The organism is Micromonospora sp. WMMD729, from assembly GCF_049315225.1.
In the GTDB taxonomy this organism is placed as follows: Bacteria; Actinomycetota; Actinomycetes; order Mycobacteriales; family Micromonosporaceae; genus Micromonospora.
The window spans coordinates 5,448,138-5,474,099 of record NZ_CP186059.1 but is presented as its reverse complement, the minus strand read 5'-3'; the positions used below and the strand labels follow the sequence as shown (position 1 = coordinate 5,474,099).

Annotated in this window: 30 protein-coding genes; 18 read left to right on the top strand and 12 right to left on the bottom strand. The window is 72.2% G+C overall.

Features of this window, described 5'->3' with window-relative positions:
• The first annotated feature begins 79 nt into the window (after positions 1 to 79).
• From ACN263_RS25035 to rsrA, 4 genes are all read left to right on the top strand, one after another.
• On the top strand, positions 80 to 472 hold the full coding sequence (locus ACN263_RS25035; RefSeq protein ID WP_422736750.1) for a WhiB family transcriptional regulator: 393 nt from the start codon (positions 80 to 82) through the stop codon (positions 470 to 472).
• Between the two features lie 53 nt (positions 473 to 525).
• A complete protein-coding gene (locus tag ACN263_RS25030) occupies positions 526 to 1,188 on the top strand; it encodes an alpha/beta family hydrolase (protein ID WP_422736749.1) in 663 nt (220 codons plus the stop codon).
• A gap of 215 nt (positions 1,189 to 1,403) precedes the next feature.
• Positions 1,404 to 2,231 carry a sigma-70 family RNA polymerase sigma factor gene (locus ACN263_RS25025; protein ID WP_422736748.1) on the top strand — a complete coding sequence of 276 codons (828 nt, stop codon included), beginning with the start codon at positions 1,404 to 1,406 and terminating at the stop codon, positions 2,229 to 2,231.
• 1 nt (position 2,232) lies between these two features.
• Entirely contained in the window at positions 2,233 to 2,520 is a 288-nt protein-coding gene (gene rsrA / locus ACN263_RS25020) for a mycothiol system anti-sigma-R factor (protein ID WP_355050536.1), read from the top strand.
• A gap of 124 nt (positions 2,521 to 2,644) precedes the next feature.
• Here rsrA and ACN263_RS25015 read toward each other — a convergent pair whose 3' ends face one another.
• Positions 2,645 to 2,719: a 50S ribosomal protein bL37 gene (locus tag ACN263_RS25015; protein ID WP_369752275.1), complete on the bottom strand. Its 75-nt coding sequence runs from the start codon at positions 2,717 to 2,719 to the stop codon at positions 2,645 to 2,647.
• Between the two features lie 210 nt (positions 2,720 to 2,929).
• Between ACN263_RS25015 and ACN263_RS25010 the strand changes: the two genes are divergently transcribed.
• Positions 2,930 to 3,151 (top strand): biotin/lipoyl-binding carrier protein, encoded by a 222-nt coding sequence (locus tag ACN263_RS25010; protein ID WP_007464729.1) that lies wholly within the window; start codon positions 2,930 to 2,932, stop codon positions 3,149 to 3,151.
• A complete protein-coding gene (locus ACN263_RS25005) occupies positions 3,148 to 3,657 on the top strand; it encodes a GNAT family N-acetyltransferase (protein WP_422736747.1) in 510 nt (169 codons plus the stop codon). Before ACN263_RS25010 ends, ACN263_RS25005 begins: the two co-directional genes overlap by 4 nt.
• A gap of 9 nt (positions 3,658 to 3,666) precedes the next feature.
• Here ACN263_RS25005 and ACN263_RS25000 read toward each other — a convergent pair whose 3' ends face one another.
• A complete protein-coding gene (locus ACN263_RS25000) occupies positions 3,667 to 4,278 on the bottom strand; it encodes a TetR/AcrR family transcriptional regulator (protein ID WP_422736746.1) in 612 nt (203 codons plus the stop codon).
• A 112-nt stretch (positions 4,279 to 4,390) separates the two neighbouring features.
• Between ACN263_RS25000 and ACN263_RS24995 the strand changes: the two genes are divergently transcribed.
• The gene (locus ACN263_RS24995) at positions 4,391 to 5,974 is read left to right on the top strand and encodes an MDR family MFS transporter (RefSeq protein ID WP_422736745.1); all 1,584 of its coding nucleotides are present in this window, start codon (positions 4,391 to 4,393) and stop codon (positions 5,972 to 5,974) included.
• 63 nt (positions 5,975 to 6,037) lie between these two features.
• Here ACN263_RS24995 and ACN263_RS24990 read toward each other — a convergent pair whose 3' ends face one another.
• Complete coding sequence (locus ACN263_RS24990) at positions 6,038 to 7,873, bottom strand: tetratricopeptide repeat protein (RefSeq protein WP_422736744.1); 1,836 nt, start codon at positions 7,871 to 7,873, stop codon at positions 6,038 to 6,040.
• A gap of 181 nt (positions 7,874 to 8,054) precedes the next feature.
• On the opposite strand from ACN263_RS24990, the gene ACN263_RS24985 reads away from it, so the two are divergent.
• Complete coding sequence (locus ACN263_RS24985) at positions 8,055 to 9,086, top strand: SIS domain-containing protein (protein ID WP_422740819.1); 1,032 nt, start codon at positions 8,055 to 8,057, stop codon at positions 9,084 to 9,086.
• 30 nt (positions 9,087 to 9,116) lie between these two features.
• Positions 9,117 to 10,706, top strand: coding sequence for a histidine kinase N-terminal domain-containing protein (locus ACN263_RS24980; RefSeq protein ID WP_422740818.1), 1,590 nt, complete (start codon positions 9,117 to 9,119; stop codon positions 10,704 to 10,706).
• A gap of 221 nt (positions 10,707 to 10,927) precedes the next feature.
• On the opposite strand, the gene ACN263_RS24975 is transcribed toward ACN263_RS24980, so the two are convergent.
• Positions 10,928 to 12,433, bottom strand: a complete 1,506-nt coding sequence (locus tag ACN263_RS24975; protein WP_422740816.1) for a glycosyltransferase family 39 protein — start codon at positions 12,431 to 12,433, stop codon at positions 10,928 to 10,930.
• 475 nt (positions 12,434 to 12,908) lie between these two features.
• Here ACN263_RS24975 and ACN263_RS24970 point away from each other — a divergent pair, with 475 nt between their 5' ends.
• Genes ACN263_RS24970 through ACN263_RS24955 form a run of 4 tightly spaced genes read left to right on the top strand, consistent with a single transcriptional unit; the run spans position 12,909 to position 16,352 of the window.
• On the top strand, positions 12,909 to 14,621 hold the full coding sequence (locus ACN263_RS24970) for a nitrite/sulfite reductase (RefSeq protein ID WP_422736743.1): 1,713 nt from the start codon (positions 12,909 to 12,911) through the stop codon (positions 14,619 to 14,621).
• On the top strand, positions 14,618 to 14,779 hold the full coding sequence (locus tag ACN263_RS24965) for a hypothetical protein (protein ID WP_167517323.1): 162 nt from the start codon (positions 14,618 to 14,620) through the stop codon (positions 14,777 to 14,779). Before ACN263_RS24970 ends, ACN263_RS24965 begins: the two co-directional genes overlap by 4 nt.
• A gap of 53 nt (positions 14,780 to 14,832) precedes the next feature.
• Positions 14,833 to 15,594 (top strand): phosphoadenylyl-sulfate reductase, encoded by a 762-nt coding sequence (locus ACN263_RS24960; RefSeq protein ID WP_422736742.1) that lies wholly within the window; start codon positions 14,833 to 14,835, stop codon positions 15,592 to 15,594.
• Entirely contained in the window at positions 15,576 to 16,352 is a 777-nt protein-coding gene (locus ACN263_RS24955) for a sirohydrochlorin chelatase (protein WP_422736741.1), read from the top strand. Before ACN263_RS24960 ends, ACN263_RS24955 begins: the two co-directional genes overlap by 19 nt.
• Positions 16,353 to 16,435: 83 nt before the next feature.
• On the opposite strand, the gene ACN263_RS24950 is transcribed toward ACN263_RS24955, so the two are convergent.
• Both ACN263_RS24950 and ACN263_RS24945 read right to left on the bottom strand, forming a co-directional pair.
• On the bottom strand, positions 16,436 to 16,693 hold the full coding sequence (locus tag ACN263_RS24950) for a WhiB family transcriptional regulator (protein ID WP_007072794.1): 258 nt from the start codon (positions 16,691 to 16,693) through the stop codon (positions 16,436 to 16,438).
• Positions 16,694 to 17,140: 447 nt separating this feature from the next.
• Positions 17,141 to 18,091 carry a diacylglycerol/lipid kinase family protein gene (locus ACN263_RS24945; protein ID WP_422736740.1) on the bottom strand — a complete coding sequence of 317 codons (951 nt, stop codon included), beginning with the start codon at positions 18,089 to 18,091 and terminating at the stop codon, positions 17,141 to 17,143.
• A gap of 43 nt (positions 18,092 to 18,134) precedes the next feature.
• On the opposite strand from ACN263_RS24945, the gene ACN263_RS24940 reads away from it, so the two are divergent.
• Positions 18,135 to 18,524, top strand: a complete 390-nt coding sequence (locus tag ACN263_RS24940) for a hypothetical protein (protein WP_422736739.1) — start codon at positions 18,135 to 18,137, stop codon at positions 18,522 to 18,524.
• 102 nt (positions 18,525 to 18,626) lie between these two features.
• On the opposite strand, the gene ACN263_RS24935 is transcribed toward ACN263_RS24940, so the two are convergent.
• From ACN263_RS24935 to sodN, 3 genes are read right to left on the bottom strand one after another with little or no spacing between them, the layout of a single operon-like run.
• Positions 18,627 to 19,034, bottom strand: a complete 408-nt coding sequence (locus ACN263_RS24935) for an ATP-binding protein (protein ID WP_421472990.1) — start codon at positions 19,032 to 19,034, stop codon at positions 18,627 to 18,629.
• 31 nt (positions 19,035 to 19,065) lie between these two features.
• On the bottom strand, positions 19,066 to 19,587 hold the full coding sequence (locus ACN263_RS24930) for a GNAT family N-acetyltransferase (RefSeq protein WP_422736738.1): 522 nt from the start codon (positions 19,585 to 19,587) through the stop codon (positions 19,066 to 19,068).
• A complete protein-coding gene (gene sodN, locus ACN263_RS24925; RefSeq protein WP_355050524.1) occupies positions 19,584 to 19,988 on the bottom strand; it encodes a superoxide dismutase, Ni in 405 nt (134 codons plus the stop codon). The genes ACN263_RS24930 and sodN overlap by 4 nt, the downstream gene beginning before the upstream one ends.
• Before the next feature lie 84 nt (positions 19,989 to 20,072).
• Between sodN and ACN263_RS24920 the strand changes: the two genes are divergently transcribed.
• From ACN263_RS24920 to ACN263_RS24910, 3 genes are all read left to right on the top strand, one after another.
• On the top strand, positions 20,073 to 20,423 hold the full coding sequence (locus ACN263_RS24920; RefSeq protein ID WP_422736737.1) for a S24/S26 family peptidase: 351 nt from the start codon (positions 20,073 to 20,075) through the stop codon (positions 20,421 to 20,423).
• Positions 20,424 to 20,567: 144 nt separating this feature from the next.
• The gene (locus ACN263_RS24915) at positions 20,568 to 21,746 is read left to right on the top strand and encodes an NAD(P)-dependent malic enzyme (RefSeq protein WP_422736736.1); all 1,179 of its coding nucleotides are present in this window, start codon (positions 20,568 to 20,570) and stop codon (positions 21,744 to 21,746) included.
• Positions 21,747 to 21,777: 31 nt separating this feature from the next.
• On the top strand, positions 21,778 to 22,740 hold the full coding sequence (locus ACN263_RS24910) for a zinc-binding dehydrogenase (RefSeq protein ID WP_422736735.1): 963 nt from the start codon (positions 21,778 to 21,780) through the stop codon (positions 22,738 to 22,740).
• A gap of 141 nt (positions 22,741 to 22,881) precedes the next feature.
• Here ACN263_RS24910 and ACN263_RS24905 read toward each other — a convergent pair whose 3' ends face one another.
• Both ACN263_RS24905 and ACN263_RS24900 read right to left on the bottom strand, forming a co-directional pair.
• Entirely contained in the window at positions 22,882 to 23,847 is a 966-nt protein-coding gene (locus tag ACN263_RS24905; RefSeq protein ID WP_422736734.1) for an alpha/beta hydrolase family protein, read from the bottom strand.
• A 75-nt stretch (positions 23,848 to 23,922) separates the two neighbouring features.
• Positions 23,923 to 24,972 (bottom strand): aldo/keto reductase, encoded by a 1,050-nt coding sequence (locus ACN263_RS24900; RefSeq protein ID WP_422736733.1) that lies wholly within the window; start codon positions 24,970 to 24,972, stop codon positions 23,923 to 23,925.
• Positions 24,973 to 25,062: 90 nt separating this feature from the next.
• Here ACN263_RS24900 and ACN263_RS24895 point away from each other — a divergent pair, with 90 nt between their 5' ends.
• Positions 25,063 to 25,524 carry a MerR family transcriptional regulator gene (locus tag ACN263_RS24895; protein ID WP_422736732.1) on the top strand — a complete coding sequence of 154 codons (462 nt, stop codon included), beginning with the start codon at positions 25,063 to 25,065 and terminating at the stop codon, positions 25,522 to 25,524.
• Here the strand turns inward: ACN263_RS24895 and ACN263_RS24890 are convergent.
• The gene (locus tag ACN263_RS24890) at positions 25,406 to 25,951 is read right to left on the bottom strand and encodes a nucleotidyltransferase domain-containing protein (RefSeq protein WP_422736731.1); all 546 of its coding nucleotides are present in this window, start codon (positions 25,949 to 25,951) and stop codon (positions 25,406 to 25,408) included. The genes ACN263_RS24895 and ACN263_RS24890 overlap by 119 nt on opposite strands.
• Positions 25,952 to 25,962 lie beyond the last annotated feature (11 nt).

Here is a 25,962-nt window from a genome sequence, read left to right as displayed (position 1 = left end):
AGCGCCGGTAGTGGCTGTCGATTCGCACGGGGCGGACGACTTCACCGATCCTGCCGGTCCCACGGGGGAGGTGGGTGAAATGACACGGGCGCGTATGCCCCGCCCGCACGAGGTTGCGGCGGCACGCAGAGATCCGCGGCTGCTACGGGCGCTACGGGAACGTCGGCAGGACGAGGCGTGGCGCACCAGAGGGACGTGCCAGAGCGTCGATCCGGAGACGTTCTTTCCGGCGCCGAACGAACCGGCGGATGCCGCAGTCGCGCTGTGCCGCAGTTGCGACGTGCAGGGTTCCTGCCTGGCATGGGCACTGGAGGTCGGCGACTGCCACGGCGTGTGGGGGGCGACCACCCCCCGCGAGCGGCGGGCGATGCTTGTCGCCTGGCGCGGCGAGGTCGAGCCCGATCCGGACGCGGCCGACGACGCCGGGCCTCCGGTGCGCGATCGCCTGCTCACCCTGGTGCCGCTGAGCTGACCATGGTGGTGAACCGAGCGCGCTGACCGGTCCGGTCGGCGCAGAATGGGCCGGTGCCGCCCAGCGAAGAGATCAACACCCCGCGCGGTCCGGCGCGGATCGACACCGACCCGCCGGCCGGGCCGACCGACGCACCGGGCCGTCCGGCCGGCGCGGCGTCGGCTCGGCCGCCGGTCGCCCTGCTGGTGCTCGGGCACGGGGCCGGCGGCAGCGTGGACGCGCCCGACCTGCTCGCGGTGCGGGACGCGGCGGTGACCGCCGGCCTGACGGTGATCCGGGTGACACAGCCCTACCGGGTCGCCGGTCGTCGCGCGCCGGCTCCCGCCGGGCACCTCGACGAGGCCTGGACCGCGGTGCTGGCCGCGCTGCGCGAGCGGTACGCCGACGTACCCACGATCCTGGTCGGCGGCCGTTCCAGCGGCGCGCGGGTCGCCTGCCGGACGGCCGGCGCGGTCGGCGCGGCCGGTGTCCTCGCGCTGGCCTTTCCGCTGCACCCGCCCGGCAAGCCGGAGCGGTCCCGGGCCGCCGAACTCGCCACCGGCCTGCCCACGCTCGTGGTCAACGGCGACCGGGACCCGTTCGGCGTTCCGGAGTCCGGGCCGGGTGTGCAGGTGGTGACCCGGCCGGGGGAGACGCACGACCTGCGGCGGGACCCGGCCGGGACCGGCGCGGTGGTACGGGACTGGCTGCGCTCCCACGGGTGGACCTCGGACTGATCGGCCGACCGTTTCCGGTGCCGGGCGCGGGTCGTTGCATCCGATGGTGCCGCCGGTCCGATCCGGACAGGTGGTGCCAGTCCTCCCAGGCCCTTCCTGGTCCCAGCGCCGGCGTCACCGGGGCCGGGACCAGGAACGGGAGAGCCGGACGGAATGCCCCAGTGGTCATCTCGCGTTACTAACCCCGGACGACTTTTCTGCGAGGGGGGTGACCGGTGCCGACCGAGACACGAAGCCTGGAACGGGACGAGCGGGACGCCCGGCAGCTACGGCGGCTGCTGGCTGGTCCGGACTGGCCCGTGACAGCGGGACCGGGCGGGTTGGGTGCGGTGAGCACGAGCACACCGGCCGGAAGTGAATCTGTGGGCAGGTCCGTGCGCGTATCCTCGGCGGGAAAGCATCCGACGCGAGGGGATGTGCGGTTGACCACCGAGAAGACGGACGAGCGCAGGGCCCGGTTCGAGCGGGACGCGATGCCATTCGTCGATCAGCTCTACGCTGCTGGGCTGCGCATGACGCGTAATCCGGCGGATGCCGAAGACCTGGTCCAGGAGACGTACCTGAAGGCGTACGCCGCCTTCCACCAGTTCGAGCAGGGCACGAACCTGAAGGCCTGGCTCTACCGGATCCTGACCAACACCTACATCAACTCCTACCGCAAGCGGCAGCGCCAGCCGATCCAGGCGCCGACCGAGGAGATCACCGACTGGCAGCTCGCCGAGGCCGAGTCGCACACCTCCAGCGGTCTGCGCTCGGCGGAGACCGAGGCACTGGACCGGCTGCCGGACAGCGACGTGAAGGAGGCCCTCCAGCAGTTGCCGGAGGAGTTCCGCCTGGCCGTCTACCTGACCGACGTCGAGGGCTTCTCGTACAAGGAGGTCGCCGACATCATGGGCACGCCGATCGGCACCGTGATGTCGCGTCTGCACCGTGGCCGTCGTAATCTGCGCAAGCTGCTCGAGCAGTACGCCGCGGAGCGAGGCTTCAGCCCGGCCCGGTCCGCGAAGGGCTCGACCGCTGCCGCTGCCGGCCGGGAGGTGTGACGTGAGCTGTGGAGAGCCGCACGAGACGGACTGCCGCGAGGTGCTCGCGGAGGTCTACCTCTACCTGGATCTCGAGTGCGCCGACGAGCGGCGCGCGCTGATCCGGCACCACCTCGACGAGTGCGGGCCGTGCCTGCGCGAGTACGGGCTCGAGCAGGAGGTGCGGGCGCTGGTCGCGCGTTGCTGCGGCAACGAGACCGCGCCGGATCAGCTGCGTGAGCGGCTGCGGGTCAAGCTCACCGAGTTGGTGGTCTTCGAGACCAGCGATTCGCGCGAGCTGGCCGACTGAGCCTCGGCGCGTACCGAAGCACGTACACCGGTGGCCCGGGTCGATGCCGACCCGGGCCACCGGTGTACCCGGCCTCGGCCGGGGCTGAGCTGACCGTCGACGGGCTGTCCGCCCGTCGGCGCGTTCAGGAGTTGGGGCGCTTACCGTGGTTCGCGCTGCTCTTCTTGCGGGCCTTCTTCTTGCGGGCCTTCTTCGCCATACTGACCTCCTCGTGATGGGTCGGATCCGTCTCGCGCGCGGCCGCGCGCCGGTTGCACCCACCGGCCGCCCGGCGTCGGGTCCGACCCGCTGATGGTAGTGCGACCGGCACCTCGTCCCTCCCCCCGGGGCCGACCGCGCCGCTGCGCACCCACGCCCCAGCCTCGCGTGATTGGATACGTCGGCAGGCACATCGCGAAAAGGGAGGGCCGTGGACATGGCCGAGGAGATCCGCGCCGAGATGGTGGCGAACGTCTGGAAGGTCGTCGCGTCGGCGGGCGACACCGTGTCCGAGGGCGACACCCTGGTGATCCTCGAGTCGATGAAGATGGAGATCCCCGTCGTCGCGGAGGCCGACGGCGTGGTCCAGCAGCTCGCCGTGCACGAGGGTGACGTCGTGCAGGACGGTGACCTGATCGCGGTGATCGGTTGACCGGCATCCTGGTCCGACTGGCCGATCCGGCCGACTTCCCGGCGGTCGCCCGCCTGACCGTGGCCGCGTACGAGGCGGACGGTCAGCTCAAGGGCGAGCACGGGTACGCGGCGGTGCTGTCCGACGTGTCGACCCGGGCCGCCGCCGGCGCGATGCTGGTTGCGGTGGACGAGGCGACCGGCGCGGTGCTCGGCTCGGTGACCTTCGTGCTGCCGGGCACCCCGTTCGCCGAGCTGTCCGGGCCGGGTGAGGCGGAGTTCCGCATGCTTGCCGTCGACCCGGCGGCCCAGGGGCGGGGCGTCGGCGCGGCACTGGCCCAGGCGTGTGTCGACCGGGCGGCCGAGCTGGGCTGCACGGCGGTCGTGATCTGCGTCCGCGCGGGGATGGCCGTACCGGCCCATCGGCTCTACGAGCGGCTCGGGTTCGTCCGGACCCCGGAGAGGGACTGGTCGCCGGTGCCGGGCGTGGACCTGCTCGGCCTGCGGCGGGAACTGCCCCAGGGTTGAGTGCCGCGGTCAGCCGCGAGCGTCGGCCGTGCTGCTCGGGGTCGCGTCCTCGTCTCGTGGCGTGCCGATGGCGGCCAGCAACTCGTCGGCGACCTCCAGCGCGAGCCGGCGGCGCTCGGCGTCGGTGATGCCGGGTGCCCGTACGGCGAACCAGCTCGTGTGCACGGCGAAGAGGGACAGCGCGGCGCGGAGCTGTGCGGCGGGAGAGTCGTCGCCGCGGCAGAGCGCGTTGGCGAGCTGCATCATCCGGCCGCGCATCTGCTGGCCGGAGGAGAGGCTCTTGAGCACGGTCTGGTTCTGCTCGAAGAAGCGCATCACCGAGGGCATGTCGCCGCCGAACATCGTGTCGGCGTAGCGGGAGATCAGCGCGCGGCGGGTCTCCAGGGTCGCCGGCTGGGACTCGCCCCAGGCGGTCAGCGCGTCCATCTGGTCGAGCCGATCCTCCACGAAGCTGGCGACGATGTCGTCCTTGCTCTTGAAGTGGTAGTAGAGCGCGGCCTTGGTGACGTTGAGGCGTTCGGCGATCTCCCGCAGCGAGGTCTTCTCGTAGCCCTGCTCGGTGAAGAGCTCCAACGCGACGGCCTTGATCCGCTCTCGGGTGCCGCCTGTGCTCTCCCTCACCCACGCCCTCCAATTCGGTTGACCGCTAGTTGGTACCCAACTTACCGTGCGGCTAGTAAGGTGACTAGCCGGGCGGCAAGTAAGTACGACAATCCTCGGGGGGAGCTTACCCATGACTCAGGCAACCCAGGCCGACGTGCGACCCAATGTACGGGTCGTGCTGTTCGGGCTGATGATCGCGATGATGCTCGCGATGCTCGACAACATGATCGTCAGCACCGCGCTGCCGCGGATCGTCGGCGAGTTCGGCGGTCTCAACCACTTCACCTGGGTGGTCACCGCGTACGTCCTGGGCACGACCGTCTCCACCCCGATCTGGGGCAAGCTCGGTGACCTCTACGGCCGCAAGTCGGTCTTCCTGACCTCGGTCGGCATCTTCCTCGTCGGCTCGGCCCTCTGCGGTATGGCCGGCTCTTCGATGTTCGGTGGGCCCGAGGACGGCATGGTCCAGCTCATCGCCTTCCGGGCCGTGCAGGGCCTCGGCGCGGGCGGTCTGATGGTCGGCGTGATGGCGATCATCGGTGACCTGGTCCCGCCCCGCGAGCGCGGGCGCTACCAGGGCATGATCGCCGGCATCATGGCCATCGCGATGGTGGCCGGTCCGCTGGTCGGCGGCTTCATCACCGACAACCTCTCCTGGCGGTGGGCGTTCTACGTCAACCTGCCGCTCGGTGGCCTCGCGCTGCTGGTGCTCATCACCACCATGCACCTGCCCAAGTACCGGACCGAGCACCGGATCGACTGGCTCGGCGCCGGGCTGCTCTCGGTGGGCATCACCGCGATCGTCCTGATCACCACGTGGGGCGGCAACGAGTACGACTGGACGTCGCCGCAGATCTTCGGGCTGGCCGCGTTGGCACTTGTCGCACTGGTGGCGTTCGGCCTGGTGGAACGCCGGGTACCGGAGCCGATCCTGCCGTTGACGCTCTTCGCCAACCGTAACTTCGCGCTGATCTCGGTGATCGGCTTCCTGCTCGGCTTCGCGATGTTCGGCGCGATGAACTTCCTGCCGCTGTACCAGCAGACCGTGCAGGGGGCCTCGGCCACCAACAGCGGTCTGCTGCTGCTGCCGCTGATGTTCGGCATGCTCGTCGTCTCGCTCGCCATCGGTCGGGCGATCACCAAGAACGGAAAGTACCGGGCGTACCCGATCATCGGTGGTGTGGTGATGGCCGGCGGCATGGCGCTGCTGTCGATGCTCGACACCGACACCAGCAAGCTGACGTCCTCGCTCTACATGGTCGTGCTCGGCGTCGGCATGGGCTTCCTCATGCAGACCTCGATGCTGATCGCGCAGAACAGCGTGGAGCAGAAGGACCTGGGCGCGGCGAGCGGCGCGGCCACGTTCTTCCGGTCCATCGGCGGCTCGTTCGGCATCTCGCTCTTCGGCGCGATCTTCGCCAACCGGCTGGCCGACTCCGCCGCCGGCGCGGCCTTCGGCGGCGAGTCCAGCGGCGGCGGGATGGACCTGGAGAAGCTCAAGCAGCTGCCCGCCCAGGCGCGCGAGCTGGTTCTCAGCGGCCTGGCCGACGCGATCTCGCACGTGTTCCTCTGGGCCGTGCTGTTCACCGTGGTGATCCCGGTGCTCGCCTGGTTCATCAAGGAGATCCCGCTGCGTACCGCCAACGAGGCGCCGCCGCAGGCGACTCCGGAGGAGGAGGCCGAGGTGGCCCTCGGCAAGGCCCCGGTGGCCTGACCTTCCACCAGAAGCGCCCCGCCACGACAGTGGCGGGGCGCTTCTCGCGTACGGGCGGAAGACTCAGCGGCGGTGGGTCAGACGCTGCCAGAGCCGGCGCAGCGGGTTGCGGGGCCGGGGCAGGCGGGGTGCCCGCTCGCCGAGCATCCGGGTGGCCAGGGCCGTGGTGGCCGGGTCGATGGCGGGGGCGGCCAGCGCGAGGTGGGCCAGCGAGGTCGCGATCGGCACCGGCCGCGTCCGGGTCACCGTCGCCGCGTCGGCCAACCGCTCCGCCACCACCCGGGCCACGTCCGCCCGTGCCGCCGGGTCCACCCAGGCGGCCGTGACCAGGGCGAACAGCGCCGCCTCGGTGACCCAGTCCTCCACACCCCAGACCAGGTCGAGCAGCACCTGTCGTCTCGTCGAGCCGTCCCAGGGCTCGTCGGTGCGCTGGTGCAGCAGCCCCAGACAGGCCCACACCTGCACCCCGCGTACCCAGATCGACGGGTCCTGGGCGGCCAGCAGCCGGCCCAGCGCGTTGGCCGGCGCGGCGGGCGGGTGCACCAACAGCCCGAGCAGGTCGTCCACGTCGAGACCGGCCAGGCCCACCGCCGCGTCGTAGGCGGCCGGTGGGTGCGGCCAGGCCGGTTGCGTCACCTGACCGATCCGTTCGACCGCCGTCGCCGACGGGGCCGCGAGCGCGGGCGTCGGCAGGTGCCCCGTGAAGGTCCAGAGCCGCCGCCCGGACGCGCGCCTGGGCTCGCGCGGGTCCGGATCGACGGCGTTCTCGGCCTCGACCTCGATCCGCAGCCCGGGCGCCACCGACGTCGCGGTCCGCAGGGCGCTCGGTGGGGCTGCCGCCGCGAGGCGTACGACGCCGCCGAGACCGTTGTCGTCGTCGGCGACCGCCCGGCGCAGCGCGTCCAGCAGCGGGCCGCCGGCCGGCGTCAGTTGCCCGAGCCACGGCCGTCCCCGGCAGCACTGGGCCAGATCGCCGTGCTCGTGGCTGTCGTCCGGGTGGTCACGGATGAAGTCGGCGAGCGCGACGAGGTGGGACACGTCGCCGTCGCGCAGGTGCCGCAGGCGGTGCGTCGTGTGCACCGCGCAGTCGAACGTCGGGTCCCGGGCCAGCGCTCGCTCGGTCCACTCCAGCGCGTCGTCGAGCCGCCCGATGTCCGCCAGGGTGCCGGCGATGTCGGCGTAGACGGCCAGGTCGTCGGGGTCCAGGTCGACCGCCCGGTACAGGGCCGCGAGGGCGTCGCGGGTCCGGCCCGCGCTGCGGTACGCGTACCCGAGCCAGACCTCGCCCATCTTCGACGGCTGGCTCCGTACCCCTCGGCTGGCCCAGCGGATCGCCAGCGCGACCTCGCCGAGACGCCGGGCCAGCGCGGACGCCGCGCCCAGCAGCGTCCCGTTGTCCGGATGGACGGTGACGGCGTTGCGGGCCAGCGTGAGGTACGGCGTGAGGGCGGCCCGACCGGCGCGTGGCACCGGGTCGCCCAGCCCCGCGCAGACCTGCATGAGGACGCGCGCCAGGCGGTCCGGATCCAGCCGTTCGGCCAGTTCGGGCGCGGTCACCCAGGGCACGCCGGCCCACTCGGCGCCGGGCGCGTGACCGGTCGCGGCGGCGAGCAGTTCCAGTCCTTCGGCGGGGCGGCCGGCGGCGGCCAGCAGGTGTGCGCGGGCGACGACCGCGCCCACGAAGGTGTGGTGGTTGATCGGGAAGAGGTCGAGACCTCCGCCGTCGGCCGCGGCGAGGTGGGCCAGCGTCTCGTGTACCTCGGGCAGGGTGGGGGCGCGGGCCAGCGCACCGGCGAGGTGGCGGGCGGCGTGGTGGAGGTCACCTTCGCCCAGTGCCAGCCGGGCCAGGGCCAGCTCCTCCGTCGCGGAGAGCGCGGGGTTGTCCCTTCCCTCGGGCACGGTGTCCTCTCGTCGCAGTTTCTCGGCGGGGCCAGCGTAGTTGATATTGAGATGATCAAGTGATCAACTGCGCACTACTGCTCGAATAATTGCTGTGAACGGCAGAAGGGTGCAAGACTGAGCAGGAAACGCGCGGCAATCGCGCAGGAGGGGAGTGTCCGTGTCACGTGCAGGGTCCGGGATGGCCGCCGACATCAACGAGCAACCCGCCGGTTACGCGCGCCTGCTCGACAGCGCCAACGCGGCGGCGATCGCCGAGGTGGCCGCGGTGGTCGCCGAGCGTCGGCCTCGGCACGTCGTCTTCACCGCCCGGGGCACCTCCGACCACGCCGCCCTCTACGGGGCGTACCTGACCGAGATCCGGCTCGGCCTGCCCGCCGGGCTCGCCTCGCCGAGCGTGGTCACCCTCTTCGGCGCGCGTCCCGACCTGTCCGACGCGCTCGTCGTCGGGGTCAGCCAGAGCGGTGGCTCACCCGACCTGGCCGAGGTGCTGCGTGCCGCGCGGGCCTCCGGCGCGCTCACCCTCGCGGTGACCAACGCCCCCGACTCCCCGCTGGTCGAGACGGCCGAGTTGAGCATCGACATCGCCGCCGGGCACGAGCGCGCGGTGGCGGCGACGAAGACGTACACCGCCGAACTGCTCGCCCTGCTGATGCTGGTGGAGGGCATCCGGGCCGGCGACGGCGCGCTCCCGGCGGTCGAGCGCGAGGCGCTCGCCGCACTGCCCGACCTGGCCGCCCGCACCCTCGCCGACGACACCCCGGCCCAGCTCGCGCCGCGGTACCGCTTCGCCCGCCAACTCGTCACCACCGGCCGGGGGTACGCCTACCCGACGGCCCGCGAGGCCGCGCTGAAGCTGATGGAGACCTCGTACCTGCCGGCGCTTGCCTTCTCCGGCGCCGACCTGCTGCACGGCCCGCTCGCGATGACCGACCCGGAGGTTCCGGTGCTCGCAGTGGTCGGGTCCGGCCCCGGCGGCCGGTCGATGGGCGAGGTGCTGCCCCGCCTCGGTGAGCGCCGCGCGGACGTGGTGGTGGTCGGCTCCGCCGACGTGCCGGGCACCGCGCGGCTCGCCGTTCCGGAGGTCGACGAGCGGTACGCCCCGCTGCTGGACATCCTGCCCTTGCAGCGGCTGGCGCTGGCGTTGGCGCTGACCCGTGGTGAGGACCCGGACGCGCCGCGTGGCCTGAAGAAGGTCACCGCGACGATGTGAGGGGTGGCGCGGCGTGGCACCCTGGTCACCGTGTCCACGCTGCGCGACCTCGCCGAGGAGCACACCCACCTCCGTCCGGCCGACATCGACCACCTGCACCGGATCGCCGGTGACTGGCAGTTGCTCTCCGACCTGTCCTTCGCCGACCTGCTGCTCTGGGTGCCGGTCGACGCCGACGGCACGTTCCTCTGCGTCGCCCAGGTGCGCCCGACGACCGCGCCGACCGCGTACCAGGACGACCAGGTGGGCCGGATCATCGGGGGCTCGGAGGTGGCCCACCTGGCGGTCGCCTACTCGCAGGGGCGGATCTGGCGCGAGGGCGACCCGGTCTGGTACGGCGACGTGCCGGCCCGGCACGAGGCGATCCCGGTCCGGCTGCGCACCGCCGACGGCGAGGCCGGCGAGGTGATCGCCGTGGTGGGCCGGGACACCAACCTCTCCACCGCGCGGACGCCCAGCCAGCTCGAACTCAACTACCTGACCACGGCCGACGATCTCGCCCAGATGATCGCGGACGGCACCTTCCCGCCGCCCCGGCACCCGGGCGAGACGACGTCCGCGCCCCGCGTCGGTGACGGCCTGGTACGCCTGGACGCCGGTGGCAAGGTCACCTACGCCAGCCCGAACGCCCAGTCGGCGTACCGGCGGTTGGGTTACGCCGCACACCTGGTGGGTGAGGACCTGGCCGCGCTGCACCGCCGGCTGGCCGGCGACCCGCTGGACGGCACCGAGGCGGCGACCGGGATCCTGGCCGCGCTGCGGGGCGAGGCCCCACCCCGTCGGGAGATCGACGCGCGCGGGGCCACCATGCTCACCCGTGCGCTCCCGCTGATGCCCGCCGGCGTACCGATCGGTGCGCTGGTGCTGGTGCGGGACATCACCGAGGTCCGTCGCCGGGACCGGGCGCTGATCACCAAGGACGCCACCATCCGGGAGATCCACCACCGGGTGAAGAACAACCTCCAGACGGTGGCCGCGCTGCTGCGGTTGCAGGCCCGCCGGGTGGCCATGCCGGAGGCCCGGGTCGCCCTGGAGGAGTCCGTCCGCCGGGTCGCCTCGATCGCCCTCGTGCACGAGACGCTCTCGATGTCCAGCGACGAGGCGGTCGAGTTCGACGGCATCGTCGACCGGGTCGCCAGCGCGGCGACCGAGGTCGCCGCGACCGAGGTGAGCGTCGGCATGCGCCGCCAGGGCAGCTTCGGGGTACTGCCCGCCGAGATCGCCACGTCGCTGGTGATGGTCCTCAACGAACTGCTGCTCAACGCCGTCGAGCACGGGTTCCCACCGTCGGACGAGGCCGACGAGCCCGTGCCGGCCGCCTCGGGCATGGTGCCGGTCGCCGCACCCGAGGTCGACCCGGCGCTGCGGCCCGAGGTGGTCGTCTCGGCGCACCGGTTCCGCAAGATGCTGCACGTCTCGGTGACCGACAACGGACGCGGGCTGCCGCCGGAGTTCGACGCCGAACGCGGCAGCCGACTCGGCCTCCAGATCGTCCGGGCCCTGGTCACGGGGGAGTTGCGCGGCACCATCGAGCTGCGCGCGGGCGTCGACGGTGGCACCGAGGCGCTGCTCGTGGTGCCGTTGGGCCGCAGCGGTCTTGACGGCCGCTCCCAGGTCTGAGCCGCCCACTGCCGGCGGCCCCTTCGGGGAGCGGATAGCGGAATGAGCGTGATGCCGGTGAGTCATCAAGATGACTCACCGGCATCAACCTCCTCGCAGTGGCCGACCGCGCCTCCTGGGCGATGAGGTCGTCAGGCGACGCCGCGTGGGTGGGCCGTCGGGCCCGGCGCCGCCTGCCGAGCGATCAGGCCGACGCGCCCGTCCGCCCGGTGGCTCGTCGATCACCGGCTGGTCAGCAGCGCGACCGTCAGGCCCGGGCGTGGCCAGACCTGGGTGACGGTGAACCGCGCGCGCAGCGCGTCGCCCTTGGCGCCCGGCACGGCGGCCAGCGGCTCGGCGTGCCGTCCGGCGACGACGAGCCACACGCGCGTCGTACCGCCCAGGCACTGTGCCGGCTGCGGGCACTCGGCGGCCCACAGGTCGCCCCGGGCGACCTCGTCCTCGGTGACCAGCACGTCCCGTGGCGGGTCGTCGAGGTGGTACTCGATGCCGAGGTCGAGGAAGAGCCAACTGTGCCGGGGGGAGTAGACCACGGCGTCCCCGGGGCGCTGGCCGTCGGCGATCACCCGTGCCACCCCCGCGTAGTCCACCGGCGCGCTGCGCGGCCACTCGTGGGTCCGCCGCAGTGCGGCCTGGTCGGGAAGGCCGAGGAGCCCGGCCAGGACCACCACGGCCAGCGCGGCCGGCGCGGCCGGCGCGGGCACCGACGCCAGCGCCGCGCCGGCCAGCAGGCAGGCGAACGGCACCACGAAGACCAGGTACCGAGGGACCCACAGGGGTACGACCGCGCCGGCCCCGAAGAGCAGCAGGACCGGCAGCAGCACCGCGCCCAGCGGTAGCACGGCACGCCGTCCGAGCCGGGCCGCGCCGAGCGCGGCGACCCCGACCAGCAGGCCGCCCACCACGCTGCTCTGGGCCACCCCGCCCGGCAGCGCGCTCAGGTCGTCCGGCCGGACCAGGTGCACCCAGTTCAACTGCTCCGACCGCTGCGCGCGGGCGAGCAACAGCAGCGGAGTCACCACCAGCACGGCCGGTACCAGCGCGACCGCCCAGCGCCACATCCGCCGGTCCCGACCGCCGGTCGCGGAGATCGTCCCGGGTCCGCCGGTCTGCGCGCCGGTCGGCCCGGTGACGCCGGCCACGGCGGGGCCTCTCCACCAGCAGATCAGCACGACCACCGCGTGCGCGACCAGCAGGGTGAGCGCGATCAGGTGGGTGAGCCCGAGCGCGGCCACGGCTGCCGCGTACCCGGCCCAACGGGCCCAGCCCGGCCGGCGCAGCGCGGCCACCAGCAACAGGGTGGCGAGCACCGCGAGGGCGGTGGCCAGGGCGTACGGGCGGGCCTCCTGCCCGTACCGGGAGGTGCTGGGCAGCACCGCGAACAGCAGCCCGGCGAACAGGCCGGCCCGTCGATCGACCAGCCAGGCGCCCAGGACGGCGAGCAACCCGGCGGCGACCGTCATCGCCACCGCGGCGGGCACCCGCAGGGCGATCGTGGAGTCCCCGACGACCAGCACCCAGACGTGCATGAACAGGTAGTACGGCCCGGTGGCGGCGTCGATGGTCCCGGCCAGTCGCGCGAGTTCCTCCGGTGACCGGGTGGCGGCGCTCCAGGTCGCCAGCTCGTCGCGCCAGAGCTGGGCCGAGCCGATCCCGGTCAGCGTGACCGCCAGGGTCAGCAGCGCCGGGGGAAGCCAGACGGGCACTCTCCGCGCAACCCCGACCACCCTCCCGAACACCACGCCCACAGCCCGAGCCTGCCACCCCGCCAAGCCCACCGGGCGAACCCCGCGAACTGCCGGGTGACCTGGCCGCACCCACCCGCGTCGATCTTGCAGTTTCGGTCGCCGAAATGGGTGCGGTGCCCCTTGTGTCGCCACCGAAAGTGCAAGATCGCGGGGAGGGGAGCGGGCGAGCCCGTGATGTGGGATCCGGCACGCGGACATTGGCCGGGCCCTACGCGGTGTGGCAGCATGACTGCATGACCGCCGCAGTCGTCCGCCGCTTCGTGGCTCGTCGCCACGTCGACTACGGCCGCGTGCGCAGCGCCATCTGTCCGGCTCACTGACGACGCCCGACCAATCTGTCTCGGGCGCGCTCCGCGCCGGCTGTCTGAAGACACCGTTGTCCGCCCGCTTCGTCGGGCCGGCCGTCGCGCCCCGCGCGTGCCCCGAGGCACAGCAGACAACGGAGGACGCCGCGATGGCGGTCAGCAGCATCCCGTCCCGGCCCGAGGACTCGACGGCCCGGCCCGCCCGGCCGCCGCGCCGGCCCCGGGGCGAGGGCCAGTGGGCGCTCGGCCACCGCGAGCCGCTCAACCCCAACGAGCGGATCAAGAAGGACGACGACCCGCTCAACGTCCGGGCCCGCATCGAGAACATCTACGCGCACCGCGGTTTCGCCTCCATCGACCCGCAGGACCTGCGCGGCCGGTTCCGCTGGTGGGGCCTCTACACCCAGCGCAAGGCCGGCATCGACGGCGGGCGCACCGCCGTGCTGGAGCCGCACGAGCTGGAGGACGAGTTCTTCATGCTCCGCGTCCGCATCGACGGCGGCCAGCTGAGCCTGGCCCAGCTGCGGGTCATCGCGGACATCTCCCGGGAGTTCGCGCGGGACACCGCCGACATCACCGACCGGCAGAACATCCAGTACCACTGGATCCGGGTCGAGGACATGCCGGAGATCTGGCGTCGGCTCGAGTCGGTGGGCCTGCAGACCACCGAGGCGTGCGGTGACTGCCCGCGCATCGTGCTGGGCAGCCCGGTCGCCGGGGTGGCCCGCGACGAACTGCTCGACCCGACCCCGGCGATCGACGAGATCGTCTCCCGGTACGTGGGCGACAAGCAGTTCTCCAACCTGCCCCGCAAGTTCAAGACGTCGATCTCCTGGCTGGTGGACACCCCGTACGAGTCGAACGACATCGCGTTCCTCGGTGTCGACCACCCCGAGCACGGCCCCGGCTTCGACGTCTGGGTCGGTGGCGGCCTCTCCACCAACCCGATGCTCGCCCAGCGACTCGGCGTCTGGGTGCCGCTGGCCGAGGTGCCGGACGTGTGGGCCGGAGTGGTCGGCATCTTCCGTGACTACGGCTACCGCCGGCTGCGCAACCGGGCCCGGCTGAAGTTCCTGGTCGCGGACTGGGGCATCGAGCGCTTCCGCGAGGTGCTGGAGAAGGAATACCTGGGCCGTACGCTGCTCGACGGTCCCGCGCCGACCCTGCCGTCGAAGCCGATCGACCACGTGGGCGTGCACGAGCAGGCCGACGGGCGGCACTACGTGGGCGCCGCCCCGGTGGTCGGGCGGGTCTCCGGCACCCAGCTCGCCCAACTGGCCGACGTCGTGGAGGCGCACGGCAGCGGCCGGGTACGGCTCACCCCGTACCAGAAGCTGCTGGTGCTCGACGTGCCGCCGGCGCGGACGGAGGCCCTGGTCGACGCGCTGCGCGGCATCGGCCTGGAGGCCCGGCCGTCGGCCTGGCGGCGGGGCACCATGGCGTGCACCGGCATCGAGTACTGCAAGCTCGCCATCGTCGAGACCAAGGCCCGCGGTGAGGAGCTGGTGGCCCGGCTGGAGCAGCGGCTGCGCGACTTCGACGCGGACATCTCGATCCACATCAACGGCTGCCCGAACGCCTGCGCCCGTACCCAGGTGGCCGACATCGGTCTCAAGGGCCAGCTGGTGGTCGGCCCGGACGGCCGGCAGGTGGAGGGCTTCCAGGTGCACCTGGGCGGCGGGCTGGGCATGGCGCAGGGGCAGACCGCCGGTTTCGGCCGCAAGCTGCGCGGCCTGAAGACCACCGCCGAAGAGCTTCCGGAGTACGTGGAACGACTGGCCCGCCGCTACCTGGCCGGGCGGGACGCGGGCGAGACGTTCGCCAACTGGGTGATCAGAGTCGACGAGGAGGAGTTGCGGTGAGCAGCGAGAACCGAGCGGCACCCCTGTACTGCCCGTACTGCGGCGAGGAGGACCTGCGGCCGCACGAGGCGGGGCACGGCGCCTGGGAGTGCCACGCCTGCGCCCGGGTCTTCTCGGTGAAGTTCACCGGGCTGCTCTCGCGGGCGGTGACCCGGTGAGCGCGAGGAGTGAGCTTGCGAGCCCCGCAGTCGCGAGCGGAGAGCCGGCTCGGGTGAGCCTCGTCTCCGCCGCGAGCCTGCGCCTGGTCGGTCCGGGCGCGCAGACGTCGACCGCTTCGGCCGGGCGCAGCCCGGACGAGCTGCGCGTGCTGGCCGAGGACGCCGGCCGGGAGTTGGAGGGCGCTCCCGCGCTGGAGATCGCCCGTTGGGCGGCGCAGACCTTCGGCGACCGGTTCTGCGTCACCAGTTCGATGGCGGACGCCGTGCTGGCCCACCTGGTGTCCCGGGTCGCCCCGGGCGTGGACGTGGTCTTCCTGGACACCGGTCTGCACTTCCCCGAGACGCTCCGGGTCCGCGACGAGGTCGCCCGTACGCTGCCGGTGAACGTCCGGTCGATCCGACCCCGGCTCACCGTCGGCCAGCAGGACGGCCAGTACGGCCCCCGGCTGTTCAACAAGTCGCCGGACGACTGCTGCCAGCTCCGCAAGGTGGAGCCGTTGGAGCGGGCCCTGTCCGGGTACGACGCCTGGGCCGCCGGGCTGCGCCGGGACGAGTCGCCGACCCGGGCCAACACGCCCGTGGTGACCTTCGACGCCCGGCGCGGCAAGGTCAAGGTCAACCCGATCGCGGCCTGGTCGCAGGGGGACGTGGACGCCTACATCGCCCGCTGGAACGTGCCGGTCAACGAGCTGTTCAAGCAGGGCTACGGCTCGATCGGCTGCTGGCCGTGCACCCGGCGGACGAAGGCGGGCGAGGATCCGCGCGCCGGCCGCTGGGCCATGTTCGAGAAGACCGAGTGCGGGCTGCACGTCTGACCTCGTCGTCGACCACCCCGACCGGCCCCGGTGTGGCCGGCGGGGCGGCCCCGGTGGTGCTGGTCGCGCACGGCAGCCGGGATCCGCGGGCCGCCGAGGCCACCCGGGCGCTGGCCCGGGCGGTGTCGGCGGCCCGACCTGGTCTGTCGGTGTGGGCGAGTTGGCTGGACCACACCGAGCCGGGGCCGACCGAGGTGCTGCGCACGCTGGCCGAGGCCGGGCACCGGAGCGCGGTGGTGGTGCCGTTGCTGCTGACCGCCGCGTACCACCGGCGGGTGGACATTCCGGCGGCGGTGGCCGCCGCCGGATCGGCGCTGACAGTACGGGTGACCGACGTTCTCGGCCCGGCGGACGGGACGGTGGCCCCGGCCCTGCTGGCGGGTCTGCGGCGGCGGCTCGACGAGGTTGCTCCGGGCCGCTTCGACGCCCTGGTGCTGGCTGCCGCGGGCACCCGTGACGCGCGTGCGCGCGGGTCCGTGGGCCGGGTGGCCGACGCGCTCGGTGTCGGCTTCGGGCTGCCCTGCCGCGTGTCGTACGCCTCGGCGGCTCCACCGGCGGCGGGGGTGGCGGTGGCCCGGCTACGGGCGGCGGGCGCACGCCGGGTGGCCGTGTCCGCGTACTTCCTCGCGCCGGGCCTGTTCCACGACGCGGTGACCGAGTCGGCGCGGGCGGCCGGCGCGGTGGCGGTGGCGGCCCCGTTGACCGATGCGCCCGAGCTGGCCGAGCTGGTGTTGCGTCGGGTCGACGAGCCGGCCTGACCGCTGGTCGACCCGGGCCGGCCCCGGACAGCAGTAAGCCCCGGCAGTCGCCTGCCAGGGCTTACCGCGGTGTCGTTGGGGGATCAGGCGGAGTGAGCGCGCAGCACCCGGAGGCCGCCGCGCCGCTTGACAGCGCGCCGCTCCTCCTCGCTCATCCCGCCCCAGACGCCGGCGTCCTGACCCGACTCGAGCGCCCACTGCAGGCACTGGTCGGTGACGGAGCAGCGCCGGCAGACGGCCTTGGCCTGCTCGACCTGCAGGAGAGCCGGTCCGGACGTCCCAATCGGGAAGAACAGCTCCGGGTCCTCGTCGCGGCAGACAGCATGGTGACGCCAGTCCATGGCGGCAACACTCCTCATTCTGGATGGGTGGCAATTTATTGCGGGTAGTGCTTTTCCTATATGCATCCGCAGTGCCTATGGTGACCGTTCGCGTCTGACCATTCGGCAGTGCGTGAGCAGGCAGTCAGCCCCGGGGACCTGCTGGAACAGCTCAACCTGTCGAGCATATCCAGGCAATGTCCCGGTAACTCAAGTTCGCTTGTGAATACTTTCACGAACGCTCGCGATGTCAAGGGTGACGCTCGGAAAAACTCCGCGCGGTGAGCAAGCCCACAACCCATTTGTCCGGGTTCCAGTGCCTTCCTGGTTACCCGCCGTGCCACAGTCGAGGATCAATATAGTACAGTCCGCGTGACATTGCTGACATTTCCGGCACCTGCCCCTCGGTGTGGCGGCGCCTGTCGGTGCGGTTGCGGTGCCGCGTCGACCAAGGGCAGTACCCGAGACCTAGCAGATTACTCTCAGTGCGGCCGGAATGGAGGTGAATCTGACCTTCTCCCGCTCGCCAAGATAGTCGCCGTCGAGCTGGAACGCCTGCGGGCGGCTGGAGACCAGGGTGAACTCCGTAGTGTCATGGAGTCGTAACACCTGACGTCCGCTCGGATCCGGCCGCCGGGACATGAATTGAGTGACTGTCCGTGTTGTGCTAGCCACCCGGAGCTGACGCAGCGCCAGCACGTCGAGGCCGAGATCGAACGATGCCTCCGGATTCGGGTTGACCTCCCGGTCACCCAGGTACGTCCACGGGGCGGTGTTCTGGATGATGACGGTGGCCAGCTCCTCCTCGGCCGCCTCACCCGGCCGTTCCAGGCTGATCGCCGGATGCCGCCGGTCGGAGGCGAAGAAGTACTGGCTCATGATCGAGCGGAAGTAGAGCCCGGGCGTCGAGACCCGCCCCTTGCGGCGGGCCTGCTCCACCCGATGGATCACGGCGGCGTCCAGCCCGAATCCGGCGCAGAAGGTGAAGTAGCGGTCGTCCGCACGCCCCAGCCCGACGGTGCGCTGCCGGCCCAGACGCAGCCCCTCCAGGATCATGCTGGTGGCGTCGGGCCACTCCCGGGGCAGACCCAGCGCGCGGGCGAACACGTTCGTCGAACCGCCCGGGACGGTGGCCAGCGCGGGCAGCCGCTGCGCCATCGACGCGCCGTCGGCACCGGCCGGCGGTTCGGCCGTCATCAGGCCGTTCACCACCTCGTTCACCGTGCCGTCGCCACCCAGGGTGACGACGAGATCGACGCCCTCGGCGGCGGCCTCGGCGGCCAGCGCCATGGCGTGCCCCCGGCGGCGGGTGTAGCGCACACTGAGGTCGACTTCGCTGCGCAGCGCACGGACAAGCACGTCCCGGCTGCGTTCGCTGGTGGTGGTGGCCTTCGGATTGACCACCAGGACGGCCCGCATGGGCGGCACTGTACCTCTCGGTAGCACAGGTATCGTGGCGCGCGTGACCATCGACTCGGCCCGGATTCCCAGCACCCTCCGCTGGGCGGTGTGGCTGCTGTGGGCGGAGGCGGTCGCCGTCGGGCTGATCGCGGTCTGGTTGGTCTGGGCCGACCTGACCGCCACCACCACCGACCTCGCGTCGGCGTTGCTGGTGACCGCGTTCGCCGTCGGGGCGGCCGTCGCGCTCTGGGCTCTGGGCCGCGCGCTGCTGCGCCGCCGGGCCGGCGCACGGGCCCCCGCGATCGTCCTTCAGCTGATGCTGCTCCCGATCGGCTGGTTCATGATCCAGGGCGGGATGGGCTGGCTCGGCGTACCGCTGATGGCGCTCGGCCTGGGCGTCGGCTGGCTGCTGGTCAGCCCGCCCACAACGAAGGCGCTCGGCTTCGAGTGATGTCGTGCGGCGGGCTCAGCGGCCCGTCGCGGCGCTGACGCGAGGGGTCAACCCGCCCGCTACACCGCGCCTCGCGGCCCAGCTCCGCGCGGGGCCCGTCGGTCAGTAGCCGCCGGAGCGGCGGGTCAGCAACGAGATCGTCGCCCGGCCGTCGGTGGCCGTGGCGGACGCCGACGTGGTCAGCGCGGTGAGCACCTTCCAGGCGAAGGACGACTCGGCGGGCAGCGTGGCACCGCGGACGGTCGGCACGGTCACCTCGACGGTCAGCGCGTCGTTGGTGACAGCGAAGCGACACTCCAACTCGGCGTCGCGAGTGGCGATGGCGAGCAGCATGGCGCACGCCTCGTCGACGGCGATCCGCAGATCCTCGATCTCGTCGAGCGCGAACTGCAACCGGGCCGCGAGGCCGGCGGTGGCGGTGCGGAGCACGCCGAGGTAACCGCCGTCGGCGGGCACCGTGAGGTGCACCACGTCGTCGTCGGTCGCTGGCTGGCCGGTCAGTTGAGTCACGCTCATCCCCCCGGTCGGGGACTCTACCCGGTCAGTCGCCCGGGTGCGTGGCGGCGGCCTCCGCCTGGGTGGCCAGATCCCGCAGGGCGTCACCGCTGAGCCGGTACGGAACCCACTCGTTCAGCTGCTGGGCGCCGATCGATGCGTAGAAGCCGGCGGCCGGGTTCCACTCGATCATCCACCACTCGAGCCGCTGGTAACCCCGCCGTACGCAGATGTCGGCCAGCGTGGCGAGCAGCAGTCGACCTGCGCCGGTGCCCCGGGCGGCCGGGGAGACGTAGAGGTCCTCCAGGTAGATGCCGTGCACGCCGGCCCAGGTGGAGAAGTTGAGGAACCACAGGGCGAAGCCGAGCGGCGCGTCGTGCTCGTCGACCGCGACGTGTCCGAAGAGCGCCGGAGCGGTCGCGAACAACGCCGAGGTGAGCTGTTCCTCGGTGAGGTGGCACTGGTCGGGGGCGCGTTCGTACGCCGCCAGTTCGTGCACCATGGCGACGACGGCCGGTACGTCCTCGGGACGTACCGGCCGGATCGTCGGGGTGACCGGGTTGGTCACGCCTTCTTGGTCTCCCAGAAGATCTTCGCGATCTCGTCGATCTTCGCGAGGAGCTGGTCGGCGGTGGCCGGGTCGAGGCTGCCCTTGACGCCGCTGGCGCCGGCGAGCTTGGTGGCCTCGTTGAACAGGGTGTGCAGGTTCGGGTACTTCTCGAAGTGCGGAGCCTTGAAGTAGTCGGTCCAGAGCACCCACAGGTGGTGCTTGACCAGCTCGGCGCGCTGCTCCTTGATGATGACCGCCCGGGTACGGAACTCCGGGTCGGTGTTCGCCTGGTACTTCTCGCAGATCATTTTGACCGACTCGGCCTCGATCCGGGCCTGGGCCGGGTCGTAGACGCCGCACGGCAGGTCGCAGTGAGCGCTCGCGGTGACGCGAGGCGCAAGGATGCGCGGAAGTCGCATCGGGATCCTCCATGGGAAGTTTGCGATGATCAAAGGCGACATTACTCCTGGGAATGCTCCCCGAACCGGGTGGAGGTGAAACCAGTGGACACCGATCACCCGGGTGAGCCGCCTCGCCTGCGTGGTCCGCTGACGGCGGTCGCGGTCACCGGGCCGTCCATGGCGCCGACGTTGCGGCACGGGGACGCGGTGCTGGTGCGCTCGGGTGGGCGTCCGATCCGATCCGGGGACGTGGTGGTCGCGGTCTTCCGGACCCGGCCGGAGCTGCTGGTCGTCAAGCGGGCGGTCCGGCCGCAGGACGGCGGTTGGTGGCTGCGCGGTGACAACGAGTTGATCACCGACGACTCCCGGGCGTACGGGGTGGCCGACGTGCACGGCCGGGTGGTGGCCCGGTACTGGCCGCGCCCCGGACGGGTGCCTCGTCGGGTTATATGACCCTGCTCACATCCGAGGGGCGGGGTCGACACTATGCTCGGAAAGTGCCGGGTGACCCCCCGCGCCGCGTGCCATCGCTCGCCGCCCACCTCGCGGCCGGGCCCGCCGCCTCACATCTGCTCGACAGATCCTGGAGTCACCGCCATGTCTGCATCCACCGTGGACCCCGCTGATCCCGTCTTCCAACTGCACGTCGGCGGCAAGATGGCCGTCGCCTCGACGGTGCCGCTCACCAGCCGCGAGGACCTCTCCCTGGCGTACACCCCGGGGGTGGCCCGGGTGTGCGAGGCGATCGCCGCCGACCCCGACCTCGCCGACGAGTACACCTGGGCGGCGCACGCCGTCGCGGTGGTGACCGACGGCTCGGCCGTGTTGGGGCTCGGCAACATCGGCCCGCGTGCCGCCCTGCCGGTGATGGAGGGCAAGGCGGTGCTGTTCAAGCAGTTCGCGGGGGTGGACGCGGTGCCGGTCTGCCTGGACACCCAGGACGTGGACGAGATCGTCGCGGTGGTGCGGGCGCTGGCCCCCTCGTTCGGCGGGATCAACCTGGAGGACATCAGCGCGCCGCGCTGCTTCGAGATCGAGCGTCGCCTGGACGAGGCGTTGGACATCCCGGTCTTCCACGACGATCAGCACGGCACCGCCATCGTGGTGCTCGCCGCGTTGCGCAACGCGGCCACCCTGCTCAACCGCAAGCTCGGCGACCTGCGGGTCGCGGTGAGCGGCGCGGGCGCGGCCGGGGTGGCCGTGACGAAGATGCTCATCGCCGGCGGCGTCAACCCCGACCAGGTGGTCGTCTGCGACTCGAAGGGGATCATCGGCGCGCACCGTACCGAGCTGACCGGCGGCAAGGCCGAGTTGGCGGCGAGCACCAACGCCGACGGCCGGCACGGCGACATCACCGAGGCGCTGCGCGACGCGGACGTGCTGATCGGCGTCTCCGGAGGCCAGATCCCCGAGGCTGCCATCGCCGGCATGGCCCCCGGTGGGATCGTGTTCGCGCTGGCCAACCCCACGCCGGAGGTGCACCCGGAGGTGGCCGCCCGGCACGTCGCGGTGGTCGCCACGGGCCGCAGCGACTACCCCAACCAGATCAACAACGTGCTGGCGTTCCCCGGCGTGTTCCGCGGCGCGCTGGACGCCGGCGCAACCCGGATCACCGATGCGATGAAGGTCGCCGCGGCGGACGCCATCGCCCAGGTGGTGGCCGAGTCGCTGACTCCCGAGGCGATCGTCCCGTCGCCGCTGGACCCGCGGGTCGCCCCGGCCGTCGCCGAGGCGGTGGCCGAGGCCGCCCGCCGGGACGGCGTGGCCCGACGGTGAGCCCTTCTTAACGAACGCTCAGCTTGTTACCGTGCCGATCATGCGTGCTGCCTTCGCCTCCCGTTTCGACGACGCCGATCCGCTCGCCGCCCTCACCGTCGGTGAGCAGCCCGAGCCGACCCACCCGGAGGACGACTGGGTGACCGTGCAGGTGCGCGCCACCTCGCTCAACCACCACGACCTGTGGTCGCTGCGCGGGGTGGGGCTCACCGAGGCCCAGTTGCCGATGATCCTCGGCTGCGACGCGGTGGGTGTGGACCCCGAGGGCAACGACGTGGTCGTCTATCCGGTCGTCGTCACTCCCGGTGACCCGCGCGGCGTCTCCATCCTCTCCGAGCACTTCGCCGGCACCCTCGCCGAGCGGGTCGCCGTACCCCGGTCGAATTTGGTCCCGCTGCCCGACGGCATGGCGGCGACCGACGCGGCTTGCCTGCCCACGGCCTGGCTGACCGCGTGGCGGATGCTGACCACCAAGGGCCGCGTCGCGGACGCCGACAGCGTGCTGGTGCAGGGCGCGGGCGGCGGCGTCGCCACCGCGGCCGTCGCGCTCGCCGTCGCGATGGGCAAGCGGGTGTACGCGACCAGCCGCGACGCCGACAAGCGGGAGCGGATCACCGCCCTCGGGGCGACCGCCGTGGAGACCGGCGCCCGGCTGCCGGAGCGGGTCGACGTGGTGATCGAGACGGTCGGCGCGGCGACCTTCGAGCACTCGATGAAGTCGTCCGCGCCGATGGCCCGGATCGTGGTCTCCGGCGCGACCGCCGGCCACCAGCCCTCGGTCAACCTGCGCCGGGTCTTCGCCATGCAGTTGGAGATCCTGGGCACCTCGATGGGCACCCCCGGGGAGCTGTACGAGCTGCTGGCGTTCTGTGCCGAGAACGAGGTCCGCCCGGTGGTGGACAGCGTGGTGCCGTTCAGCCGGGTCGAGGACGCCTTCGCCCGCCTGCACTCCGGCAAGGCCTTCGGCAAGATCGTCATCAACCACGAAGCCTGACCCCCCACCGCCCCGCCCCGCCCCGCCCTCCGCCCCACCCCGCCGCTCTCCGCGATCTTGCACTTTCTGTTGTCGTTTTGCGGCCTAAGTCCCGCTGTGTCGCCACAGAAAGTGCAAGATCGCGCAGACGGGGGGCGACGGTCAGAGGTGGTCGTCGAAGGTGGCGATGTCGTCGCGGGTCGCTTCGGTCGCCATGCGCTTCTTGGCTTCCGGGTCGCCGTACAGGGTCCAGCGCAGGAACTCCACGGCCGTGTCCGAGACCACCCGCAGCGTCGCGGCGTCGCCGAGCAGCGCCCGCCCGTGGTCGCCCTTGGGCAGGCTGAGCATCGCCTTGGGCCAAGGCACCTTGTCGTACGCCTCCTTGCCCGCCGCGTAGTCGACCACCTCGTCCAACTCGCCGTGCACGAACAACTGCGGCGCGGACGCGCCCGCGAACGCCGTACCCACACCGACCGCCGTGCCGGCGAACACCACCCCGGCGTCCAGGCGCTCGTCCCGGCTGGCGGTGAACAGGCCGATGGTGGTCACCCCGCCGGCCGAGTGCCCCGCCGCGGCCACCCGGTCGGTCGCCAGCCGGCCGCGCAGCCCGTCGCCGGTCTTCCCGTCGAGCGCCAGCACCTGGGTCAGCGCGTACGACACGTCGGCCGGCTGGTTGAGCACGTCGAGGATGTTGCCGTCGCCGCCCTGAGAGGTGTGCGGGAAGGCCGGCGCGGCCACCACGAAACCCGCCGCCGCCCAGCGGGTCAGCAGCGCGGCGTAGTCCTCCGGCCGCCCGCCGAGACCGTGGCTGAACATCACCACCGGGAACCGGCCGTCCGCCGCCGCCGCGGACCGCTTGACCGCGCCGCCGGCCTTCCCGGCCGCCGGATACCAGATGGTCACCGGCAACGCACGGCCGTCCCGGTTCAGCTTGAGCTGGCGTACGCCGACACCGAAGGTGTTCTTCGGCGCCGACCCGGCCGGTACCTGCGGTGTCGGAGTGGCGGCCGATGACGGCTCGACCGCGACCGGCCGGTTCTCCTTCTCGGGGGCGTTCGTGGAACAACCGACCAGGCCGGCCAGGAGCAGGGCGCTGGCCAGCAGCGTGGGGGTGACACGACGCGACATGAAGGCAATTGTGCCCTGCCGGGCCGGCGTCGCGGCGCGGTCCGACGCGCCACGGCCACGCTGTTGCCGGTCGTCTCAGGCTGCGGCGCGTTCGGGGAGCGGACGACGCCGCCGCGCCGGCTCGGTCAGGGAGCGCGGGGGAAAAGCCGCGTTGGGCTCGTACCGGTTGGTCCCGGGCGGCACGATCTCGTCGATCCGGTCGAGGGCCGCGTCGTCCAGGACGAGGGTCGCGCCCTTGAACAGGTCATCCAGGTGCTGCATGGTCCGTGGGCCGATGATCGCCGAGGTGACCGCCGGGTGGGCCACGGTGAAGGCGATGGCGAGTTGGGGCAGCGTGCACCCGATGTCCGCCGCGAGTTCGACGAGCTGCTCGACGATGTCGAGCTTGGCCGCGTTCTCCGCAATCGTGGGATCGAACTGCGCCGGCCGCAGGACCGCCCGCCCGGTCGACAGGTCGACGGCCCGGTCCCGGCGGTACCTGCCGCTGAGGAACCCGAAGGCGAGCGGGCTCCAGACCAGCACCCCCATGCCGTAGCGCTGGCAGACCGGGAGGACCGACGTCTCCACCCCGCGGGCGAGGATCGAGTACGGCGGCTGCTCGGTGCGCAGCCGGCCGAGGCCGCGACGCTCGGACACCTGGTGTGCCTCGACGATCTCCTCGGCGGGAAACGTCGAACACCCGAAGGCACGGATCTTTCCCTGGCTCACCAGGTCGGTGAGCACCGACAGTGTCTCCTCGATGTCGGTCGAGGGGTCGGGGCGGTGGACCTGGTAGAGGTCGATCCAGTCGGTCCCCAGACGCCGCAGGCTCCCCTCGACCGCCTTGAGGATCCACCGTCGCGAGTTGCCGCCCTGGTTGGGCCCCTCGCCCATCGGAAAGTGCACCTTGGTGGCGAGGACGACGTCGTCGCGACGCCCCCGCAGTGCCTTCCCCACGATCTGCTCGGACTCACCCTGGCCGTACATGTCGGCGGTGTCGACGGCGTTGATGCCGCTGTCGATCGCGGCGTGGATGATGCGGACGCACTCGTCGTGGTCCGGGTTTCCGACGGCACCGAACATCATGGTTCCGAGGCAGTGGGTGCTCACCTCGATGCCGGTGCCGCCGAGCGTGCGGTAGCGCATGCCGAAACTCCCCTGGCGATGTCGTAACGATCAAGGGGGACCCTAGGAGCTCGAGTCGGCTCTAGGTCAAGCCTCGCTACCCTGCTCCACATGGCCGAGGACATCGCGAGTCTGAGCATCGGGCAGGTCGCCGAACGCACCGGGCTGAGCGTGCACGCCCTCCGCTTCTACGAGCAGGAGGGCGTCTTCGTCGACCCCGTACGCCGGGGTGCCGGTGGCCGTCGCGTCTACAGCCAGAACGACGTGGACTGGCTGACCGTCTGCATCATCCTCCGCGCCTCGGGCATGCCGTTGCCCGCGCTCCGCCGGTACGCCGACCTCGTCCGGGCGGGCGCCGGCAACGAGGAGGAACGGCTCGCGCTGCTGCGCGAACACCGCGAGCGCGTCACCGGCCAGATCGGCAAACTCACGCAGTGCCTGGACCTGATCGGTTTCAAGGTCGGGCTGTACGAGGACCTGCTCGACGAGGCCCGGCGCGCAGTCGAGCCAGGTCGTCCGCGTCCTTCGGACGGCGGGGACGCTCCGGTATCCACACCGGGTACATCTGCTTGAACTCGATCTGGGCCGCCACCGAGATCGTCGGCACGGTGAGCGGGCCGATCCGGCCCGGCGGCGCGTCCAGCATCCCGGCCGGCAGCGGGGTGCCCGCCCAGGGGCCGGCGCCCACGGTCGGCCGTCCGCTCTCGTCCCGGCCCAGGTACGCGACGCTGACCTCCACGTCACCGGCGAACAGGTCGAGCTGTCGTTCCGCCGGCACCCTCGGGTCGGGACGCCAGCCCCGGGCCAGCAGCAATGCGGCCAGTCGGTGCGCGTCCTCGCGCCAGCAGTACCAGTCGACGTCGACGTGCGGGCGGGTCACCGCGCCGAGGTGGAAGTCCATCGCCCAGCCGCCGCGCAGCCACACCGCGATGCCAACCGAGGCGGCCACCTCGACCAGCTCGGCGATGCTCGCCAACTGACGCTGCCCGAGGTCGTCCACCGGGCCACGGT

Coding starts and splice junctions, on each gene's coding strand:
- ACN263_RS24905 (WP_422736734.1), bottom strand. CDS start 23,847: ATGTCGCGTCGTGTCACCCCCACGCTGCTGGCCAGCGCCCTGCTCCTG.
- ACN263_RS24970 (WP_422736743.1), top strand. CDS start 12,909: ATGGCGGTCAGCAGCATCCCGTCCCGGCCCGAGGACTCGACGGCCCGG.
- sodN (WP_355050524.1), bottom strand. CDS start 19,988: ATGCGACTTCCGCGCATCCTTGCGCCTCGCGTCACCGCGAGCGCTCAC.
- ACN263_RS24895 (WP_422736732.1), top strand. CDS start 25,063: ATGGCCGAGGACATCGCGAGTCTGAGCATCGGGCAGGTCGCCGAACGC.
- ACN263_RS24900 (WP_422736733.1), bottom strand. CDS start 24,972: ATGCGCTACCGCACGCTCGGCGGCACCGGCATCGAGGTGAGCACCCAC.
- ACN263_RS24945 (WP_422736740.1), bottom strand. CDS start 18,091: ATGCGGGCCGTCCTGGTGGTCAATCCGAAGGCCACCACCACCAGCGAA.
- ACN263_RS25035 (WP_422736750.1), top strand. CDS start 80: ATGACACGGGCGCGTATGCCCCGCCCGCACGAGGTTGCGGCGGCACGC.
- ACN263_RS24995 (WP_422736745.1), top strand. CDS start 4,391: ATGACTCAGGCAACCCAGGCCGACGTGCGACCCAATGTACGGGTCGTG.
- ACN263_RS24915 (WP_422736736.1), top strand. CDS start 20,568: ATGTCTGCATCCACCGTGGACCCCGCTGATCCCGTCTTCCAACTGCAC.
- ACN263_RS24950 (WP_007072794.1), bottom strand. CDS start 16,693: ATGGACTGGCGTCACCATGCTGTCTGCCGCGACGAGGACCCGGAGCTG.
- ACN263_RS24985 (WP_422740819.1), top strand. CDS start 8,055: ATGGCCGCCGACATCAACGAGCAACCCGCCGGTTACGCGCGCCTGCTC.